This is a genomic window from Nocardia rhizosphaerae (genome assembly GCF_042650365.1).
GTDB lineage: Bacteria > Actinomycetota > Actinomycetes > Mycobacteriales > Mycobacteriaceae > Nocardia > Nocardia rhizosphaerae.
The window spans coordinates 145,854-165,375 of sequence record NZ_JBHSBA010000003.1; the positions used below are offsets into that span (position 1 = coordinate 145,854).

Here is a 19,522-nt window from a genome sequence, read left to right on the forward strand (position 1 = left end):
GCACAACCCCGAAAATGTGAGTCCGAGCGGACTCACCTTGCCGCACGCGGGACCACGGACCCGGCACGTAAGGTGCAGTGGCGTGATGGGAATCGGGCGGGCGCGAGCCTGGGTGGCGGGATACTGCGCGGTACTCGCGCTGATCATCGTCGGCCCCCTGGCCGGGTCCGGCTACCTGCTGCTCCGCGATGCCGTCAGCACGCCACGGTCCTATCTCACCGATTCCGCCCTCGGCCTCGGCGCCGCCGCACCGCGCGCTGTGCCCCAGGACGCGATGCTGGCCGTGCTCTCCCCCTTCGTCGACGGCGGCCTGCTGGTGAAGACGATCCTGCTAGTCGCGCTGTGGGCGGCGGGCTACGGCGCCGCTGTCCTCGTCCGGGATGTCCTCCACGCGCCGGCCGCCGCCCAACTCGTCGCCGCGACCATCGCGCTGTGGAATCCCTTCGTCGCCGAACGACTGCTGCAGGGGCACTGGAGTCTGCTCGCCGGGTATGCCGCGCTGCCGTGGACGGCGGTGGCAGCGGCACGCCTGCGGCGGCGGCCACCGGCATTCCGGCACCGCGAACCCACCACTCGAGTCGATTCCGCGCACGCCACCGTGGCGGACGACGACATCCGCGACTCGGCATCGGCCGCAACCGATCCGACCGTCCCTGCGATCCCCCCGACGAGGCCGTCCCAGTCGAAGGAGACCGGTCAGCGCGCAGCGTCACGTGGCGCGGCGAGCGCGCGCCCACTCGCAGACTCGGCGCCACCGAGACACGGCACCGGCGCATCCGCACCAGCGACGACCACGGTGCCACCACAGGACGGCACATCGACGCGCATCGATGGGCCGTCGCGCCGTGGCACGGTCGGCGCATGGGCGGCGCTTGTCGCGAGCTTCGCCGCTGCCGGACTCACACCGACCGGATCGCTACTGGCCGCCGTCATCGGGCTCGCGCTGGTCGGATGGCGCAGGTTCCCGGCCGCGCTGCTGCTGTGGTTCGCCACCTGCGCGCCCTGGTTGACCGCGACGGCGCTCGGCTCCGGCGCCGAACCGTCGGACCCGGCCGGGGTCACCGCGTTCGCGGCGCGTGCCGAACCGTGGCTCGGCACGCTGGGCAGCCTGGCCGGACTAGGCGGGATCTGGAACAGCGAGGCCGTTCCCGCAAGCCGGACCACGCCCCTCGCCTTCCTCGGCACCCTGCTGCTGCTCGTGATCGTGGCGCTCGGGGCGCGGACGGTGTGGGCGAGCGGGCGCGACGGGCGGACGCTGCTGGTGATCGCCTGCGTTGCCGTCGTGCTGCCCGCGCTCGGCGCGACCGGCGCCGGGATCGCGGTCGGCGAATGGCTGGTGGTGCACGTTCCCGGAGCCGGACTGCTCCGCGACACCCAGAAGTACGTGGCCCTCGCCTTGCCCGCCTACGCGCTGTGCGCCGGTGCCGCCTGCCTCGCCGTGACCGGACGGCTTCGCCGCGAACGTACCGGTTCCGGCGGCCGCGTCGCGGGTGACGACCGCGCCTGGTCGCCACCCGCGACTTCGTCCCCGACCGACGACCACGGCCCCGACTCGCGCGCCCGGCATGCTGCGACGGCAGACCCGTTCGTCCCCGCATCGGATCGCGAGGTCGAAGCCGGTCAGCCGATGGACATGACCAGCGACGCCGACCGCCGCGCGACCGGAGTTTCGGTAGCGGCAGCACTTCTCATCGCACTACTGGTACTTCCGCTGGCCGATCTGGCCTGGGGTGTCGGCGGGCAGATGCGGGCGGTGCATTACCCGGCCGGGTGGGGGCAGGTGGCCGCGCGAATCGACGGACCTGGCGATGTCGCCGTGCTCCCCACCGGCATGTTCCGCGTATTCCCCTACAGCGGAACAGCTCCCGTTCTCGATCCGGCCCCACGCATCCTCCCCAACGACGTCCTGCAGACCGGCGAACTCCTCGTACGCGGCCACGCCGTCACCGGCGAGGGCAACCGCGCCCGCACCATCGAGGAAGCCCTGCTCCGCGGGGCCGACCCCACGGCCATCGCAGACCTCGGCGTCGGCTGGATCCTCCTCGAACGCACCACCCCCGGCCCTCACGGCGACTCCGAGAGAACACTCGCCGCAACCGAACTGGTCTACGAAGACCAACACCTCGCCCTCTACCGGATAGCGTCTCCGACTAGCACGGACACCGCCACACCCACCCAACGCCGTCTCTCCACCGCCGCCCACACCCTCTGGGCCGCCCTACTCCTCGGCAGCCTCATCGCCGCCACCCTCCTGAGCCCCTACTCCAGGCGCGTCTCCCGGTGTGTCATCGGCGAGTTACAAGACACACCGAGCAAATGAAACAGAATAGCCATTAGCAACCATACTCGTTCGCTATGGTCAGCTCAGAGCACGAGGCGATGCACCGGATCTTCCGGCACAACCCAGCCACCTTCGCCCGCATCTTCCATGCACTCGGACTACCATTCGCCGACCCACAGGAAGTGGAACACCTCTCGGTCGACCTGACCGAGATAGAACCGATCGAGCGCCGCGCCGACACGGTCTTGCGGATCACCACGGCCGAATCCCAGTTTCTGCTGATCGTCGAGTCACAGCGCAAGAAGGAACCGACGCGCCCCGCAGCATGGGCGTATTACCTGGCATTCCTGCAGGCCAAGTACGGCATTCCGGTGGTGCTCGTTGTCGTGTGCCGTAACTGGGCAACTGCCCGATGGGCACAGGGTCCGTTCGCACTCGGCCACGAAGCATGGCCGTGCACTGTGCTGTATCCGCTGGTACTCGGACCACATAACGTCCCCGCTGTGACCGATCCGGCGAAAGCGCTCGCCGACCTCCCACTGGCCGCCCTGTCTGCGATTACACATGCCAACCAGCCCCGAATCGGTGCCATACTGAAGGCGCTGTCCACCGCATTGCACGTCGCGGGCGACCGGGATGAGGCACAGATCTATACCGAACTCGTCGAGCTCGGCCTCGGACGCACCCGAGGCGCCAGGATTTGGAGGAATCTCATGTCGATCGATCTGTCGTTCTTCCGTTCGGAGACATCTCAGCGTCTCCGCGAGGAAGGGCGCGAAGAAGGCCGTGAGCAAGGTGTGGCCGATAGCATTCTGCGTATCCTCCGGCGGCGCGGCGTGACGGTCACCGCGGCGGCGGAAGCCAAGATCGGCTCATGCCATGATCAGGCGCAGCTGGTCGATTGGCTGGACCGGTCGATCACGGTGCGCACTATCGACGAGATGTTCAGCGATTGAGCCTGCTGCCCGGCATCGGCGCGACGAGCCCGGCGACGAATCGCCGGTGAGCAGCGGCGGCGAGCACTTCATAGACACCGGATCCGGTTTGTTCCCAGGAGAATTCGTGCGCTCGCGCGCGGGCCTTCTCGCCCATGACCAGGCGGGTGTCAGGGTCGGCGAGTAGTTCGGCGGCGGCGTCGGCGAGAGCGGTTGCGTCATCGACGAGCAGGCCGGTGACACCGTCGACGATGGAGTCGGTGAGGCCGCGGGAACTGCGGTAGCCGATGGTCGGGACGCCGTGCTGGGCGGCCTCGATGACGGCCAGACCCCACCCTTCCTTCCGCGACGGCATCACATGCACCCAGGCGGCGGACAGGATCTCGTGCTTGCGGCGTTCCTCGACATGGCCGTGGAAGGTGACCGCGTCGGTGATGCCGAGGTCGTCGGCGTGCGCGCGCAGGTTGGGCGCCCACCAGCCGTCGCCGATCACGTCGAGATGGATATCGGGAAAGCGGGTGCGCAGCGCGGCGACCGCGGCAAGCGCGTCCTCGATCTGCTTGTGCGGGACAAGCCGGGACAGCACGGCGAGTCGGGGATGGGTGGCGCGGGTGCCCTCGGCACCGGGCACGACACCGGCCGGGACGGGTTCGGCGCCATTGCGGACCACCGCGATGCGCTCCCGATCGACCCCGAGCAGGGCCAGTTCCTCGGCCGACGGCAGCGACACCGTGAGGTACTGATTGTCGCGATGGACCCGCGGCGACAGCCTGGATTCGATCCACCAGCCGATCCGCCCGACCAGCTTGCCCGCGACCGGCCACTGCTCCCGGTGCCCGTGGTGCACCAGCACCACCGACGGCACTCCGGTCGCCGCGGCGAAGAAGGGGATGCCGTTCTGGGTGTCGATGACTACGTCGGGTCGCAGCCCGCGCAGCGGACCGAAACCCATCCTGCCCGCGACGATGGCGGCCAGTGCCCGGGGATACACCGTGAAGCGGCCGCCCGCCCTGCTGATATCGATCCCGTCGATCCGCTCCCGGCGCGGCGCGCCGGGATAGCCCGCCGTCCGCAGCGTGACCTTGATGCCACGCGCGGCCAACTGGGCCCCGACCTGCTCGAGATAGCGCTCGCTGCCGCCGCCCTGCGGGTGCCCCGTGTCACGCCAGCACAACAGGAGGACTTCACGCACGGTCTGGGCTCGCAATCGCATCGGTCGAGGACAAAGGTCGCCACCACACTAGCGGGTGTGGTCTGCGCTACACAGCGCACTGCCCATAAACTCCTCGCCGTGCCGACCGCATCCCCGCCGACCATCGAGCGGCCCGTCCTGCGTCGCGACCGCAGCAGGTTCGCGCGCCGCGCCACGCTGCGCCGCTCATTGCGCCTGCTCACCAGCTTCCGGTTCGAGCAGTCCGATCCGGCCAGGTTCTACGGCGGCATCGCCACCGACAGCGCCGATCTGATCGGCGACTTCTACGCCGACATCGCCGGCACCGACCTCACCGGCACGTTCGTACTCGACGTCGGTGGCGGGCCGGGGTACTTCGCCGACGAGTTCGCCGAAGCAGGAGCGCGCTACGTCTCGGTGGAACCCGACCCGTCGGAGATGCATGCCGCGGGGCTGCGGGTGTCGGGCTCGGTCCGCGGCTCCGGGATGGCACTACCGTTCCGCGACAACGCCTTCGACGTCTGCTTCTCCTCCAATGTGGCCGAGCACGTACCGCACCCTTGGGTGATGGCCGAGGAGATGGTGCGGGTGACCAAACCCGGCGGCCTCATCGTGTACTCCTACACCGTGTGGCACGGCCCCTTCGGCGGACACGAGACCGGCCTGTGGCACTACCTCGGCGGCGAGTACGCCGCCAGGCGGTACTTCCGCAAGCACGGACGTGAACCGAAGAACCGGTTCGGCAGATCACTGTTCGCCGTCACCGCTGCCGACGGACTGCGCTGGGCAGCGACGACCTCCGCGGACGTACGGACGATCTTTCCCCGCTACCACCCGCGCTGGGCGTGGTGGCTGGTCAGGATTCCGGTGGTACGCGAGCTACTGGTCAGCAATCTGGTTGTCGTCGCGACCAAGCGCTGACTCAGGCCATCCAGCTCAGTCGGCGCGACCGGCGAACCGGCTCGGCGAGCGCGCTCGCCCACGGCGATTCCTGGATCGCGAGGCCCACGGTCTCCAGCGTTGTCAACCCGACCTGATCGGCTAACGCTCCGACCATCGCGACCGCCTCAGCGGCCTGGATGGCGGCAGTTGCCTGCTCGATCGTCAGCGTGCGCCCCGGCAGGAATGACACAACCCATCCCCCACTGCCCACACTCTTCGCTTGATGGTCGGTCTGGTCGCTGGTCATCAACGATCGGCCGATCACTTGCACAGCCATGAGTCGGTCTCCCCAATTCCCTTACGAAGGTCGGATGAATCGAGCGAGCTGATCAGTAGCTAAAGCATCCTCTTTCAATCAAAAGAACGCAATAGTGCGTTTACCCGTAAAGCGAACCGACGGGTTGGAATTCGACCTGTTCACAGTGTCCACGAGCAGGGAAAGTAGAACATGTTGCAGACAATCGGGCCGCAAAACTGTAACGTGTTCTCATGCACTACGACAGTCTGTTCATCGGCGGGAAGTGGACCACCCCTGCCGGTAGTGACCGCATCTCCGTGGTCTCGCCCGCGACCGAGGAGACCGTCGGCAGCGTGCCAGCGGTAACCAAGGCCGATGTCGACGCCGCGGTCGCCGCCGCCCGCACCGCGTTCGACAGCGGGCCGTGGCCATCGACGAGCCCACTGGAACGAGCCGAGGTGCTCAGCAAGGCCGCCCGGCTCATCGAACAGCGCTCACCCGAGTTGCTCGCCGCGCTCACCGCGGAGATGGGCGCACCTTCGTTAGCCGCCTTGACACTCAACCAGATTCCGGCCGTCGCCGCGCTCGATGCATGGGCAGCCTTGGCTGAGACGTTCCAGTGGAACGATACTCGCGTCGGTCAGTTCGGAACCACCCGTGTGTCACGGGAACCGCGCGGCGTCGTCGCCGCGATCACCGCGTGGAACGTACCGATGTTCCTGGCCGCCAACAAGCTCGGACCCGCGCTGCTCGCCGGCTGCACCGTCGTGCTCAAGCCGTCGCCCTTGACGCCTCTCACCGCCAACCTGCTCGCCGACATCTTCACCGAGGCCGGCCTGCCCGACGGCGTGCTGTCCGTGCTGCCCGCCGACGCGGCGGAGAGCGAGTACCTCGCCGGTCACCCCGGCGTCGACAAGGTGACCTTCACCGGAAGCACCGCCGTCGGCCGCAAGCTGGCCGCGATCGCGGGCGAGCAGCTCAAGACGGTCTCGCTGGAGCTCGGCGGCAAGTCGGCCGCCATCGTGCTGCCCGATGTCGACCTCGCCGCCTGCATCCCCGTCCTCGCGTTCTCCGGCCTGATGAACAGCGGACAGGGCTGTGTCGCGCAGACCCGCATCCTCGCGCCGCGCAGCCGCTACGACGAGATCGTCGACGCGCTGGTCGCGCACGTGCGGACCATGCAGACCGGCGACCCGACCGATCCGGCCACCCAGCTCGGCCCGCTGATCAGTGCGAAGCAGCGCGACCGGGTGGAGAGCTACATCGCCAAGGGCAAACAGGATGGCGCGCGGCTCGTGCTCGGCGGCGGCAGGCCCGCGGGCGTGGAGCGCGGCTGGTTCGTGGAGCCGACGATCTTCGCCGATGTGGACAACTCGAGCACCATCGCGCAGGAAGAGATCTTCGGCCCCGTGCTCTCGGTGATCCCCTACGACACCGAGGACGAGGCCATCGCCATCGCCAACGATTCCGACTACGGCCTCGCCGGTTCGGTGTGGACCACCGATATCGAGCACGGTGTCGAGGTGGCGGCGAAGGTGCGCACCGGCACCTACGCGATCAACTGGTACGCCTTCGACCCCACCGCGCCGTTCGGCGGGTACAAGAACTCGGGCATCGGCCGCGAGAACGGCCCGGAGGGGCTCGACGCGTTCTGCGAGCAGAAATCCGTGCTGATGCCGATGGGCTGGACGCCCGCGTGATCGGTCAGCGCCAGGAGGCGGCAGCCTTCGTAACCACGTAGGGCGCCCGAGCACGCGGATCGGGCACTGCTCAGTTCTCCGGCATCTGCACCCGCAGCACCGGCTGCCCTGACACCTGGCCCCGGGGTGGCAGGTCGACCACGTCGACTCGCCATCCCGGCGGCAGTGCGCGTTGCAGGCGGCCTGCCACCCGCTGCAGGGGCGTGCTCGAGTGGATGTCGGCTTCGTATCCGGTCACCAGATCGGTCATGCGTCAACCACCTCTCAGCGTCGATCTCATCGCCGACCGCGGCTGCGGCTGGAGTCTCGAAGGGGGAGTTAGCTCGGATGGTGCGACGTGCGGCGGAGCCCGATCAGAAATATAGGTGACGACCCGCCCTCCCGGCCAGCGACTCTCTGACATCGAGAAATGTACCCAGAATCAAGCCGGGGAAATCATCCGCGATGCAGCTCACGAGGAAACCTGGAGTTCGCTTGGTGCGCCTCACAGCATCGGACGCCCCGGAAATACGCTGTAGCGCAGGCTCACTGCAGGATGAGCACGATTCGCCGACAACGCCGCGGTACCCGCGCGGAGCCGGTCCACGGCGACCACCCGTCAGCCGATGTCCGAGGCTAGACTGACAGCGACGCTGACCACTCGATCCGCCGAGGATCGCAGCGCGCGAAGGACCTCGACGATGCCAACTCTCGACTGGGAATGGGCCACCCGCTCCGGCGGCAACCTGACCGCCGCCCAGCGCCGTGCTCTCACCGTCGGCCTGTTACGCACCGTCCCCCGCATGGTGCCCGGCCGGATCCGGCTGGCGATGGGCCGCCGCGGATCGGGGCGACTCGATCTCGACGGCATCCGCCTGCCCGACACCGCACTCGCCAGAGCCGCGGAAATCGAAGCGCGCGAATCCCTTTCGGATGCGATGCTCGCGCATTCCTATCGCACCTATTTTTTCGCCCGCACACTGACCGAACTCGACGGCGTCGACTACGACGACGAAATCGCTTACGTCGCAAGCTTGTTGCACGACCTGGAACTCGAAACACCGACACCGGGCCGCTGTTTCGCGGTGGTCAGTGGCGAAACAGCGCGGGAATTCGCCGTGCGCCACGGCGCGCAAGCCGGTCGCGCGGAAGCGATCGGGGCGGCGATCGCGACACACCTCAACCCCGACGCGGCGGAAAACCTTGGTGACCCAGGCGGTTTCGTCTCCGCGGGCGCCTCGGTGGATGTGCTCGGCCGCCGCCTCGACGAACTGGCCACGGACTGGGTCGACGACCTGATCACCCGGTACCCACGGCACGATTTCAAGCGCCACCTCGTCGCCTGCTTCACCGGCGAGGCCGCCGCGGTCCCGCACGGCCGTATCCACTGGCTCAACGGCACCGGCTTCCTGCAGCTGATCAAGCTCGCGCCGTTCGCCGAATAGACGAAAACCGCCCGTACCGGATCGATCCGGTACGGGCGGTTCACCAACGAATCAGCCCAGGCGCTCCTTGAGCGCCTCGAACTCGTCGCGCACGCCGGAGGGCAGCTTGTCGCCGACGAACTCGAACCACTCCTCGATCGAGGGGATCTCGTTGCGCCATTCATCGACGTTCACCGCGAGCGCCTCGTCGACATCGGCCACGACCACGTCGAGGCCTTCCAGGTCGAGGTCGGCGGCCGAGGGGACATTGCCGACCGCGGTGGCGGCGGCACCGGAACGACCCTCGATGCGGCCGACGATCCACTCGAGCACGCGGGAGTTCTCGCCGAAGCCGGGCCACAGGAAGCGACCGTCCTCGCCGCGACGGAACCAGTTGACGTAGAAGATCTTCGGCAGCTTGTTCGCGTCGGCGTTCTTGCCGAGGTTGATCCAGTGGTCGAGGTAGTCGCCCACGTGGTAGCCGAGGAACGGCAGCATGGCCATCGGGTCGCGGCGGACGGTGCCGACCTTGCCCTCGGCGGCGGCGGTCTGCTCCGAGCCCATGGTGGCACCCATGAACACGCCGTGCTCCCAGCCGAAGGACTCGGTGACCAGCGGCACGGTGGTCTTGCGGCGGCCGCCGAACAGGATCGCCGAGATCGGCACACCCTGCGGGTCGTCCCACTCGGGGGCCAGGATCGGGCACTGCGACATCGGGGTGCAGTAGCGCGAGTTCGGGTGCGCGGCCAGGGTCTCGGTCTCGCGCTCGAACCAGTCGTTGCCCTTCCAGTCGATCAGATGCTCGTGCGAGCCTTCCAGGCCCTCCCACCACACATCGTTGTCGTCGGTCTGGGCGACGTTGGTGTAGACGGTGTTGCCCGCCTCGATGGTGGCCATCGCGTTGGGGTTGGAGCTGCGGTTGGTGCCCGGCGCGACGCCGAAGAAGCCGAACTCCGGGTTCACCGCGTACAGTCGGCCGTCCTTGCCGAATCGCATCCAGGCGATGTCGTCACCGAGGGTCTCGGCCCGCCAGCCGGGAATCGTCGGCTGGATCATCGCGAGGTTGGTCTTACCGCAGGCGCTCGGGAACGCGGCGGCGACGTAGTAGTTCTTGTTCTCCGGCGAGATCAGCTTGAGGATCAGCATGTGCTCGGCCAGCCAGCCCTCGTCGTGTGCCATCGCCGAGGCGATCCGCAGCGAGTAGCACTTCTTGCCGAGCAGCGCGTTGCCGCCGTAGCCCGAGCCGTAGGACCAGATCTCGCGGTCCTCCGGGAAGTGGGTGATGTACTTGGTGTCGTTGCACGGCCACGGCACATCGGCCTCGCCATCGGCCAGCGGGGCGCCGACCGAGTGCAGCGCCTTCACGAACGGCTTGTCGGTGCCCAGCTTGTCCAGGGCGGCCTGGCCCATGCGGGTCATCACGCGCATCGAGACCACCACGTACTCGGAATCGGTGATCTCCACGCCCAGCTTCGGGTCGTCGGCACCGAGCGGGCCCATGCAGAACGGCACCACGTACATGGTGCGGCCCTTCATCGAGCCGCGGTACAGCTCGGTCATGGTGGCGCGCATCTCGGTGGGGTCGACCCAGTTGTTGGTCGGACCGGCCTCGGCCGCGGTCTTGGAGCAGATGTAGGTGCGCGACTCGACGCGGGCGACATCGGAGGGGTCCGACAGCGCCAGGAACGAGTTCGGCTTCTTCTTCTCGTCGAGCTTCTTGAAGGTGCCCGCCTCGACCAGCTGGGTGGTCAGGCGATCCCATTCCGCATCGGAGCCGTCGGCCCACACGACGCGGTCCGGCTGGGTGAGCTCTGCGACTTCCTGTACCCAGGCGAGCAGTTCACTGTGCTCGGTCGGCGCGGTGCCGTCGGATCCACGAAGACCAGGAATGGTCGCTGAGGTCATGAAAACTCTCCTGAGATGGGCGGTTCTTCGATGCGAGTCCATCGATCGCCACCGGGCGGGAAGGCGTCCGCAGCGAACCAACCACCGCACAACCCCAAATGGACGACGTACGTGGCCGTCCATGGACGGAGGCCGCGCGTTCGACTGGCACGGAGCGGACGCCCAGGTTCCTGGTTAAAGGTTAACGCGATATGACGATCGATACGGAATCGGGTTCCCTCATAATTACCCACCGGTGGGTCGAACAATCGTGCTCGGGTGACGCGCGAGCACCGCGAGGTCTTTTTCGCACGCCGTCAGCTGTGCCGGACGTTCGGCGGCCAGCCGCCGCGCCCGCGCGTCCAGCTCGGCGACGCGCCGGTCCACCTCGACCGCCCGCGCCGTCGATTCGCGGACCACGTGCTCGGCCAATTCTGCCTCGACATCCACCAGAACCGCCGCGACACGCTGCTCCAGCAGGGCCTTCAGATTCACCAGCGCCTCGGCGACCCACTGCGCGAGGTGGTTGCGCTCGGCCAGCTGGGCCCGTGCCCGCACGACCCAGTAGGCCACGCCTGCGCCGAGCAGCAGCGTCACCGGGACGGTCGCGGCATCGAGCGCGGGCACCAGCGACAGCGGCGCGACGACCAATCGGCCGAGGCCGACCCCAGCCGACGCGCCGAGCGCGATCATGAGGTGATCTTCGACACCCCGGTGCCGCGGATCCGGGTCGGGGCCGAGGTTCGGCGCCGGATCGTGCCTGCGCGCGGCGGGCTCCGCGGTGCCGACACGGCGGGCCGTCTCGATCACGCGGTCGTCGATGGCGACGTCGACGGCGGTCGAGAGCTGGGCCGCGGCGTGGTGCAGCCTGCGCGGGTAGGCGCGCAGCTCGGCGCGGTCGCAGCGGTCCAGTTCGGTGCGCGAACGCGTGTGCAGCGCGCGGATCGACGCGCCGACCTCGGTGGTCAGGTCGACGCGCGCCAGCTGGACCTGACTGCGTACCGCGGCGAGGCCGGTCTGCCGGCCGCCGTCACGCTCGGCGAGCAGCGCGACCCGTTCCGCTCTGATCCCACTCGACTCGGTGCCCGCTCGCAGGGCGCCCAGCTGTTCGGTGATCCTGGCCTCGGTCTCGGCGAGCACCCTGGCCAGCACCGCGTCGCCGCGGTCGACCCGCACCGCGGGCGCACGCGCGGTCGCGGCGGCCAGCGCGGCGTGCAGGCCCGCCAGCCCGGAACGGTCGAGCAGGGCGGAGTCGTCGGCCGCGCGGGCAGCGGCGGCGAGGCGGGCCGAGACCGGGATGATGTCGAGGTCGGCGCAGCCGCGAGCGGCGAGCAGGGCCAGACTGCGCTCCCTGATCCGCTGCCAGTCGGCATAGGCGTGGAAGCCGTTCATGGCGAGCACGATCCGCCGGTCGGCGGCGCGTAGGCGATCGATCAGCGTGAGCAGGTCGGCGCCGAGCACGCTGCCCGCGTCGAAAAGGACGAGCGCGCAGGCAGGGGCGGCCGTGGCGGGGTCGAGCAGGTCGATCCGCGGTTCGAAGCGGGCCAGTTCGGTGCGCAGCAGGGTGGTGTTGGCGTCGTCGACGGCATAGAGCACGACCCCCGATCCGGTCCCCGGTGCCGGCTCGGGCTGAGCTACCGCGCGCAACAGTGCCGCACCCTGCGGATTCCAGCGGCCGATCACGGCAGTCAGCTCCGCGGGCAGCGTGTCGACCCGGTCCGGCACAGCCGGTGTCGCCACGGCGCCCGCCTGCTCGGACCGCATCCCGGAGTCGGCGCGACCGCTGGCCGCGGGCGCATAGCCGGAATCTGCCTCGCCGGTCGGGCCACCGTCGCGGGGCACGTCCGACGCACCCGCACCCCCGGAATCCGGCCCGACCGGCGGCCCGGCGCCCCGGCCGGGGACCGCGGTGGGCCGACCTACCGGGCCTGGCACCGCCCGGCGGAGTCCGGGCACGGTGGTGACGTCGGGTTCGCCCGTATCCGCCGGGGTGTCGGTGTCGGTCGCCGGGCCGTCCGGTGCGGTCGGGGGCGCCGGTCTGTCAGAGTCCGGCACTGCTCATCCGTTCCCAGGCGCGGATGTATCCGTTGTGGACGCGCAGGGCCGCGCGGCGTGCGGTCGGCGGCATGTCGCTGGAGACGACGGCGCGCCAGCGGGTGGCGCGGGCCAGCGCCTCGTCGGCGTCGGCGGGCGCGGGCGAGCGGTAACCCGCGGCGAGGTGGGCGACCTGCGGGCAGGCGAGGCCCGCGCACAGACCCATCCACAGCGCGTCGTCCCCGTCGAGGTAGTGCTCGATGAGTTCGCGGGCGCGGCCACCGTCTGCCTGCATGGCGCCGGCCGCCAGCCGGATCAGCTCGTCGAGCAGTTCACCGCCACGGACCGCCTCCACCTGTTCGTAGCGGCGGTGCACCAGCCGGTGCAGCGGATCGACACCGCTGGCCGCGTGCAGGAGCTGGATCAGCGCGGTCGAGCTCAGCTCGGGATCGGCGCGCAGCGCGGTGAGCGCGCAATCGACGCCGTAGAGATCCCAGTTGTCCAGCAGCCGCCTGCGGGCGTCCTGGTCGGAGCCGCTGCCGACGAACAGTTCGGCGGCCAGCACCGACGGCACATCCGGCCCGACGGCCAGCCTGCGCAGGTCGGTGCGATCAGCGGCGTCCACCGTGCCTGCCCTGGTCCGCGCCGCCAGCGAGGCGACCACCGGCACGATGGGCAGGCCGAGTTCGCGCCCGTATCGTTCGGCCGCGGCGACGGCCTCGCCCCAGCGCGACCCCACCGCGTCGGCCTTGTTGAGGACCACGACCCCACGCCCAGGCGGCAAGGTGGCGAGCAATCGCTGGTCGGCGGCCTGCGGCGCACCGGCGAGAACGTAGATCACGAGATCACCGTCGAGCACCGGATCCGGCTCGCCCGGCTGGTCCACCGGTGCCGTCTCCTGCGCGGACAGCAACGCCAGCGCGCGCAGGACCGTGCTGCGCCCGCTCGACGCCCGCCCGGCGACCTGGATCCGCAGCGGTCGCCGTCGGCGCGCGACCGCGGCGTCGAGCCGGTCGGCGATCGCCGGATCCGCGCCCCGGCCCGCGCGAAGCGTCGTGATCAGCTGATCGAGCTGGTCGGCCCGACCGATCTCGGTGGCTGTCGTCATGCCGCACACCCCCTTTTCGGAGGGCATTCTGTCAGATCGATGACGCGGCGGTCCGCGCGAACCGTCAGCCGACCTGGGGCAACACCGCCGCAACACGGACGCGCGCAGGCGCGCGCGACCCGCACGTGCGCACGCGCCTGCGACGTAGCTCGGCGCATGCTGGACAATGGGCGATGTGAACGACGCCGCCAACCACCAAGCCGAGTCGGTGCCGGGGCAGCCGTCCACCGCTGTCGCCCGCCCCGGCCTGTCCGAGCTCCCCTACGAGGCAGGTCGCCGCTCGACCACCGGGTCGCGCCTGTACCCGCGGGTCACCAGCTTCCGCTCGCGGCGCGGCGCGCTGACACCGAACCAGCAGGTCTCCTGGGCGCGGACCTGGCCGGTGATCGGCCGCGAGGTCGCCAACGAGCCGCTCGACGCCGATGCCTGGTTCGGGCGCAGCGCACCGCTGGTCATCGAGATCGGCTGTGGCACCGGTACCGCGACGGCGGCCATGGCCAAGGCCGAACCGCACCTGAATCTGGTCGGCATCGAGGTCTACCAGCCCGGCCTCGCCCAGCTGGTCCAGCAGATCGAGCGCGAGGAGATCGGTAATATCCGGTTGCTGCGCGGCGACGCCGTCGATGTGCTCGAGAACATGGTTGCCCCGGAGTCGCTGACCGGCGTCCGGGTGTTCTTCCCCGACCCGTGGCCCAAGGCGCGCCACCACAAGCGCAGACTGTTGCAGGCGCCGACCTTCGCGCTGATCGCCAGCAGGCTGCGGCCGGGCGGCGTATTGCACGTCGCGACCGACCATGCCGATTACGCCGAGCACATTCTCGAAGTAGGCTCGGCGGAACCGCTGCTCACCGGATTGAACGACACCACGGGCGGCGACAGCGAGGCAGCCCGCGTCACCGCGCCGATCGGTTTCGAACGGCCCGTCACCAAGTTCGAGGGCAAAGGTCTGCGCGCCGGTAGCGTCATCAACGAGTTCATATGGGGGAAGATCGACAGATGAGCGTGAGTGAGATCGCCACCGAGATGCCGGAAATCCCCCACGGAGCAGCCGGCGGCGAGGCGCTGGGCAGCTCCGGCTCCGATGTGCGGCGTGTCCTGCTCGTCTGGGACGCGCCGAACCTCGACATGGGCCTCGGCGCCATCCTCGGTGGCCGTCCCACCGCCGCCTACCGGCCCCGTTTCGACGCGCTCGGCCGCTGGTTGCTCGCCCGTACCGCCGAACTGTCGGTCGGTGCGAAGGGCCGGGTCGCGCCGGAGGCCACGGTCTTCACCAATATCGCCCCCGGTACCGCCGATGTGGTGCGGCCGTGGGTCGAGGCGCTACGGAACGTGGGTTTCGCGGTCTTCGCCAAACCGAAGATCGACGAGGACTCCGATGTCGACGCCGATATGCTCGCCCACATCGCGCTCCGCGAACAGTCCGGCGGATTGGCCGGGATCATGGTCGCCTCGGCCGACGGCCAAGCCTTCCGGGAACCGCTCGAGGCGATCGCGGCAAAGGGAATCCCAGCTCAGGTTCTCGGTTTCCGTGAGCACGCTAGTTGGGCTGTCGCTTCCGATACTCTCGAGTTCGTCGATCTCGAGGACATCCCCGGTGTATTCCGGGAACCGCTGCCGCGGGTGAGCCTCGATTCGCTGCCCGACGAGGGTGCCTGGCTGCAGCCGTTCCGGCCGCTGTCGGCACTGCTCACGTCTCGCCCTGGTCAAGGAGTCGCTTAAGTGTTCACCCGCTGGGGCGATCTGGTCTATCGGTTCCGCTTCGCCGTCATCGTCGTGGTCGGTGGCGCGCTGCTGGCGCTGGGCGCCTACGGCACCGGCCTCAACGAGCGTTTGACGCAGAGCGGCTGGTTCGATCCAGGCTCGGAGTCGGTGCAGGGCGCCGAGATCGCCGACGCCGCGTTCGGGCGCGACCACAACGCCGACGTCATCGTCGTGTACAACGCGCCCGAGGGCAAAACGATCGATGACCCGGAGTTCCAGCAGAAGATCGTCGACAATCTGAACTCGGTCGTCGCCGAGTACCCGGACCAGGTCGACAAGATCAACGGCACCTATTGGCGGGTGGGCGACGCACCCGCGGTGCCGTCGGCGTTCGGGTCCAAGGACAAGAAGCACGCCTTCGCCTCTATCGCCATCGTCGGTGACGACGACACCACCGTCATGGCCAACTACCGGGTGGTCGCCGACGCGTTCTACATTCCCGGCGTCGATGTGGAGGTCTCGGGCCTGCAGCCGCTCGGGGTCACGCTCAACGACACCATCGCGCACGACACCAAGCGCATGGAAGTCCTGGCACTGCCCGCCGTGGCGGTGCTGCTGTTCTTCATCTTCGGTGGCATCGTCGCGGCCGGCCTGCCGCTGATCATCGGCGGTCTGACGATCGTCGGTGCCACCGGCATCGTGATGACACTGACCAACTTCACCGAGGTCAACTCGTTCGTGACCGGTGTCGTCTCGATGATCGGTCTGGGTCTCGCGATCGACTACGGCCTGTTCATCGTCAGTCGGTTCCGCGAGGAGATGGCCGAAGGCTACGACACTCCGGCCGCCATCCGGCGAACGGTGGTGACGTCGGGTCGGACGGTGGTCTTCTCGGCGACCATGATTATCGCCAGCCTCGGCGGCGTCCTGCTGTTCCCGCAGGGCTTCCTGCGGTCGGTGGCCTACGGCACCATCGCGACCGTCTCGCTCGCCGCGCTGACCGCGGTGACGATTCTGCCCGCCATGCTCGGCGTCCTCGGCCCGCGCGTCGACATGCTCGGCCTCAAGCGGTTCCGCAAGGACAAGACCGCCGAGCAGATCGAGAACGGCTTCTGGGGCAAGCTCACCCGCTGGGTGATGCGGCATCCGCTCAAGGTCGCGATCCCGGTCACGGTCGGCCTGCTGCTGCTGATCATCCCGGTCAAGAACCTGGCCTTCGGCGGTATCAACGAGAAGTACCTGCCGCCCGACAACCCCACCCGAGTCGCGCTCGAGCACTTCTACGAGATCTTCCCGCAGAAGAAGACCGATCCGATCCAGCTGGTCTTCGTCGTCGAGAACGGCGACAAGGCCGACACCGACGCCATCGGTCTGGTGTGGAAGCAGGCCAACCAGGCCCCCGGGCTGGTCGAGCCGTTCGCGGTGCCGTCGAACCCGCCGGACGATCGCACCGTCTACCGTACCTCGGCGACCCTGATCGATCCGACAGGTGACGCCGAACCGACCATCGACTATCTACGGGCCATCGACGTGCCCGACAGCGTCACGATGTATGTCACCGGTCAGCCCGTCTTGATGGCCGACAGTATCGACACGCTGCTCGAACTGATGCCATGGATGATCCTGATCGTCCTGTTCTCCACCTTCGTGCTGATGTTCCTGACCTTCGGCTCGCTGGTGCTGCCGATCAAGGCGGCGTTGATGAGCGCGCTCGGGCTCGGCTCCACGCTTGGCATCCTGACCTGGATCTTCATCGACGGCAACGGTGCCGAGCTGCTCAACTTCACCCCGCAGCCGATCAGCGCGCCGGTGCTGATGCTGATCATCGCGATCATCTACGGCTTGTCGACCGACTACGAGGTCTTCCTGGTCTCACGCATGGTCGAGGCGCGAGCCCAGGGCGCCTCGACCACCGAGGCGGTGCGGATCGGCACCGCCCAGACCGGCCGCATCATCACCGCGGCCGCACTGATCCTGCTGGTGGTGACCGGCGCGTTCGCGTTCTCCGACATGGTGATGATGCAATACATCGCCTACGGCATGATCGCGGCGCTGTTCATCGACGCCACCGTGCTGCGCATGCTGCTCGTGCCCGCGATCATGAAGCTGCTCGGCGACGACTGCTGGTGGGCGCCCAAGTGGATGAAGCGGATTCAGGAGAAGATCGGGCTCGGCGAGCCGATCCTCGACGACGAGCGACCGCAGAAGGGCGCCGTTGTCGACCTGGTGAAGACCACCCCGATCACCGACCCGCCGACCATGCAGCTGGCCTCGGTCCCCGACAGCAAGCTGGCCAAGACGCCACGCAGGCCGCGCACCGTCGCCGAGATCGAGGCCGAGGCCCCGACCCAGCGCATGGACAAGATCGTGGAGGCCGCCGAGCCCGCGCGCCCGCGCGCGCAGATGTCGCCGGATCCGACGCGTCCACGCGCGCCGATGCTCTCCGGCGAGCTGCCGCGCAGGTCCGGTGGTGACACCACGGCAGGCCCGGTGGAAGCCGCGCAGCCCGGCGGCGAGCCGACCCAGGTGCTGCCGATCGTGAAACCCGATACACAGCTGCCCGATTCTGTTCCAGGACAGACGGATTCGGCGTCCGCCTCCGGCGGATCGGCGCACCGCGATAGTCCGATCCCGGAGCCGGGCAGGACGGCCGATGCGCCAGGTACGCCGGAAAGTCAGGCCGGTTCAAGGGATTCCGGCGTGGCTGGCGGTGCCGACTCCACAGCGACCGACACTCCCGGTGGACTCGGTGGCGGATTCGATGCCGCGCCGCCGCGTGGAGCCGCGCGGGTGCAGCCGCCTGCCGGATACACCCCACCCGCCGTCGACCTTCCGGTGACGCCGCGGGTGTCCACACCCGAAGACGCGCCCGGAACTCCCCCGGTGGATTCCGCGCGGCCGAGCATCGTCAACCCGACGCGACCGAATGTGCAGACTCCGCCGTCCGGCATCGTCCCCCCGCCCGCGCCGAGCATTGTCACGCCGCCGCCCGGCCTGGTTCCGCCGGTGCCGCGCAACCCCGCGCCGCGGCCACCGAGCATTGTCACGCCGATCCCACGATCGGTGGAACCGCCTGCGGGTGGCACCTTCAGCGGGTTCACCCCGGTCACCGACTCCGGACATGAGACCACGGAAGGGTCTGCGCCCGAATCGGATTCGCGGGGAATCGTGCCGCAGGCCGCCGATCCCGCGCCGCGGCCGACCGCCCACGGAGACCAGAACCATCCGGCGGCTGAGGAGCCAGCAGGCCGTCCAGCGCGGGATGCGGCAGCCGAGGAATCCTCGGCCCGAAGCGTATTCGGCACTCCGGTGCCGGTGGAGCCGCTTCCATCGACACCTCCCTGGCCCGCGCCCACCGCGCCGAACGGGTTCCGTGCGCCGGATTCCGATTCGGCACAGGTCGGCTCGCCCACCGGATTCGTCGGCGACGCGTCCACCGACGGCACAGCGAGCGGGTTCGACGGCCCCGCCACCGCGCACACGTTCGGAACCATCACGCCCACCACGGCCGATGAACTCGGCACCGGCGATGACGCCGCCGCTCACGGCAACGACAGTGCCGCCGTGGACCGATTCACCGCTGCCGCAGCCGGACACGGCGACCACAGCTCGGCCCACCGGCTCGATGACGCCGCCGTACCGGGCGCTGACGAAAACGACGGGGCCGCGCGCAACGGCGTCCACACTCCCGGACTCCGTCATGCCGAGCCGTCCGCGCCGGTGGACGGCCTCATCGCGCCAGGTGCGATCGGCGAGGGAACCGCTCCGGAGCCATCGCGCGGATTCCGTACACCGGAGGCCGAGGGGCATGACCGGTTCTCGGCCGGTGATCAGGGCGTGGTGCGGCCGCAGGTCGCCCCGCCGGGCTTCACCGCGGTGCCGACCGGCCCGTCCGAAGCCGAGACCGCCGAGATGCCTCGTGAGCCGCGAGCTCAGCAGGGCGATGGAACACCGGATGGCGCGGCCGGTCAGTGGCAGGCTCCGGCAGGGTTCACCGCCGTGCCCGCGCCGAGTGCGCAGCCGCCGGCTGCGCGCGACGACAGTGCCGCCGCCACACCGGAATCCGAAGACTCGAACGACAGCAGGAACGAGATCGAGAACTGGATGGCGCAGTTGCGGTCTTCG

Annotated in this window: 13 protein-coding genes and 1 pseudogene; 8 read left to right on the forward strand and 6 right to left on the reverse strand. The window is 69.2% G+C overall.

The features are described from left to right. The first annotated feature begins 85 nt into the window (after positions 1–85). A complete protein-coding gene (locus ACFOW8_RS02220; RefSeq protein ID WP_378548386.1) occupies positions 86–2,320 on the forward strand; it encodes a hypothetical protein in 2,235 nt (744 codons plus the stop codon). A 35-nt stretch (positions 2,321–2,355) separates the two neighbouring features. Then, positions 2,356–3,237 (forward strand): hypothetical protein, encoded by an 882-nt coding sequence (locus ACFOW8_RS02225; RefSeq protein WP_378544634.1) that lies wholly within the window; start codon positions 2,356–2,358, stop codon positions 3,235–3,237. Here ACFOW8_RS02225 and ACFOW8_RS02230 read toward each other — a convergent pair. After that, positions 3,227–4,408 carry a glycosyltransferase family 4 protein gene (locus ACFOW8_RS02230; protein WP_378548389.1) on the reverse strand — a complete coding sequence of 394 codons (1,182 nt, stop codon included), beginning with the start codon at positions 4,406–4,408 and terminating at the stop codon, positions 3,227–3,229. The two genes, ACFOW8_RS02225 and ACFOW8_RS02230, sit on opposite strands and share 11 nt — an antisense overlap. 99 nt (positions 4,409–4,507) lie before the next feature. Between ACFOW8_RS02230 and ACFOW8_RS02235 the strand changes: the two genes are divergently transcribed. Continuing rightward, positions 4,508–5,308 (forward strand): class I SAM-dependent methyltransferase, encoded by an 801-nt coding sequence (locus tag ACFOW8_RS02235; RefSeq protein ID WP_378544636.1) that lies wholly within the window; start codon positions 4,508–4,510, stop codon positions 5,306–5,308. A gap of 1 nt (position 5,309) precedes the next feature. Here the strand turns inward: ACFOW8_RS02235 and ACFOW8_RS02240 are convergent, their stop codons facing one another. Further along, entirely contained in the window at positions 5,310–5,606 is a 297-nt protein-coding gene (locus ACFOW8_RS02240) for a hypothetical protein (RefSeq protein ID WP_378544639.1), read from the reverse strand. Positions 5,607–5,818: 212 nt separating this feature from the next. Between ACFOW8_RS02240 and ACFOW8_RS02245 the strand changes: the two genes are divergently transcribed. Then, a complete protein-coding gene (locus ACFOW8_RS02245; RefSeq protein WP_378544642.1) occupies positions 5,819–7,267 on the forward strand; it encodes an aldehyde dehydrogenase in 1,449 nt (482 codons plus the stop codon). Between the two features lie 70 nt (positions 7,268–7,337). On the opposite strand, the gene ACFOW8_RS02250 is transcribed toward ACFOW8_RS02245, so the two are convergent. Next, on the reverse strand, positions 7,338–7,517 hold the full coding sequence (locus ACFOW8_RS02250) for a hypothetical protein (protein WP_378544645.1): 180 nt from the start codon (positions 7,515–7,517) through the stop codon (positions 7,338–7,340). Positions 7,518–7,947: 430 nt separating this feature from the next. Here ACFOW8_RS02250 and ACFOW8_RS02255 point away from each other — a divergent pair, with 430 nt between their 5' ends. Then, on the forward strand, positions 7,948–8,691 hold the full coding sequence (locus ACFOW8_RS02255; RefSeq protein WP_378544648.1) for an HD domain-containing protein: 744 nt from the start codon (positions 7,948–7,950) through the stop codon (positions 8,689–8,691). A 51-nt stretch (positions 8,692–8,742) separates the two neighbouring features. Here the strand turns inward: ACFOW8_RS02255 and ACFOW8_RS02260 are convergent, their stop codons facing one another. From ACFOW8_RS02260 to ACFOW8_RS02270, 3 genes are all read right to left on the reverse strand, one after another. Next, complete coding sequence (locus tag ACFOW8_RS02260; RefSeq protein ID WP_378544651.1) at positions 8,743–10,575, reverse strand: phosphoenolpyruvate carboxykinase (GTP); 1,833 nt, start codon at positions 10,573–10,575, stop codon at positions 8,743–8,745. A gap of 225 nt (positions 10,576–10,800) precedes the next feature. Next, a complete protein-coding gene (locus ACFOW8_RS02265) occupies positions 10,801–12,609 on the reverse strand; it encodes a hypothetical protein (RefSeq protein WP_378544654.1) in 1,809 nt (602 codons plus the stop codon). Beyond that, positions 12,596–13,696, reverse strand: a complete 1,101-nt coding sequence (locus tag ACFOW8_RS02270) for a hypothetical protein (RefSeq protein ID WP_378544657.1) — start codon at positions 13,694–13,696, stop codon at positions 12,596–12,598. Before ACFOW8_RS02270 ends, ACFOW8_RS02265 begins: the two co-directional genes overlap by 14 nt. A 166-nt stretch (positions 13,697–13,862) precedes the next feature. Here ACFOW8_RS02270 and trmB point away from each other — a divergent pair, with 166 nt between their 5' ends. The 3 genes and pseudogenes from trmB to ACFOW8_RS29125 form a co-directional block, all read left to right on the forward strand. After that, complete coding sequence (gene trmB, locus ACFOW8_RS02275) at positions 13,863–14,696, forward strand: tRNA (guanosine(46)-N7)-methyltransferase TrmB (RefSeq protein ID WP_378544660.1); 834 nt, start codon at positions 13,863–13,865, stop codon at positions 14,694–14,696. Positions 14,697–14,719: 23 nt separating this feature from the next. Next, on the forward strand, positions 14,720–15,415 hold the full coding sequence (locus ACFOW8_RS02280; RefSeq protein WP_378548392.1) for an NYN domain-containing protein: 696 nt from the start codon (positions 14,720–14,722) through the stop codon (positions 15,413–15,415). Beyond that, a pseudogene (locus tag ACFOW8_RS29125) lies at positions 15,416–18,067 on the forward strand (MMPL family transporter); the annotation flags it as partial. It lies immediately after the preceding gene. Between the last annotated feature and the right edge of the window lie 1,455 nt (positions 18,068–19,522).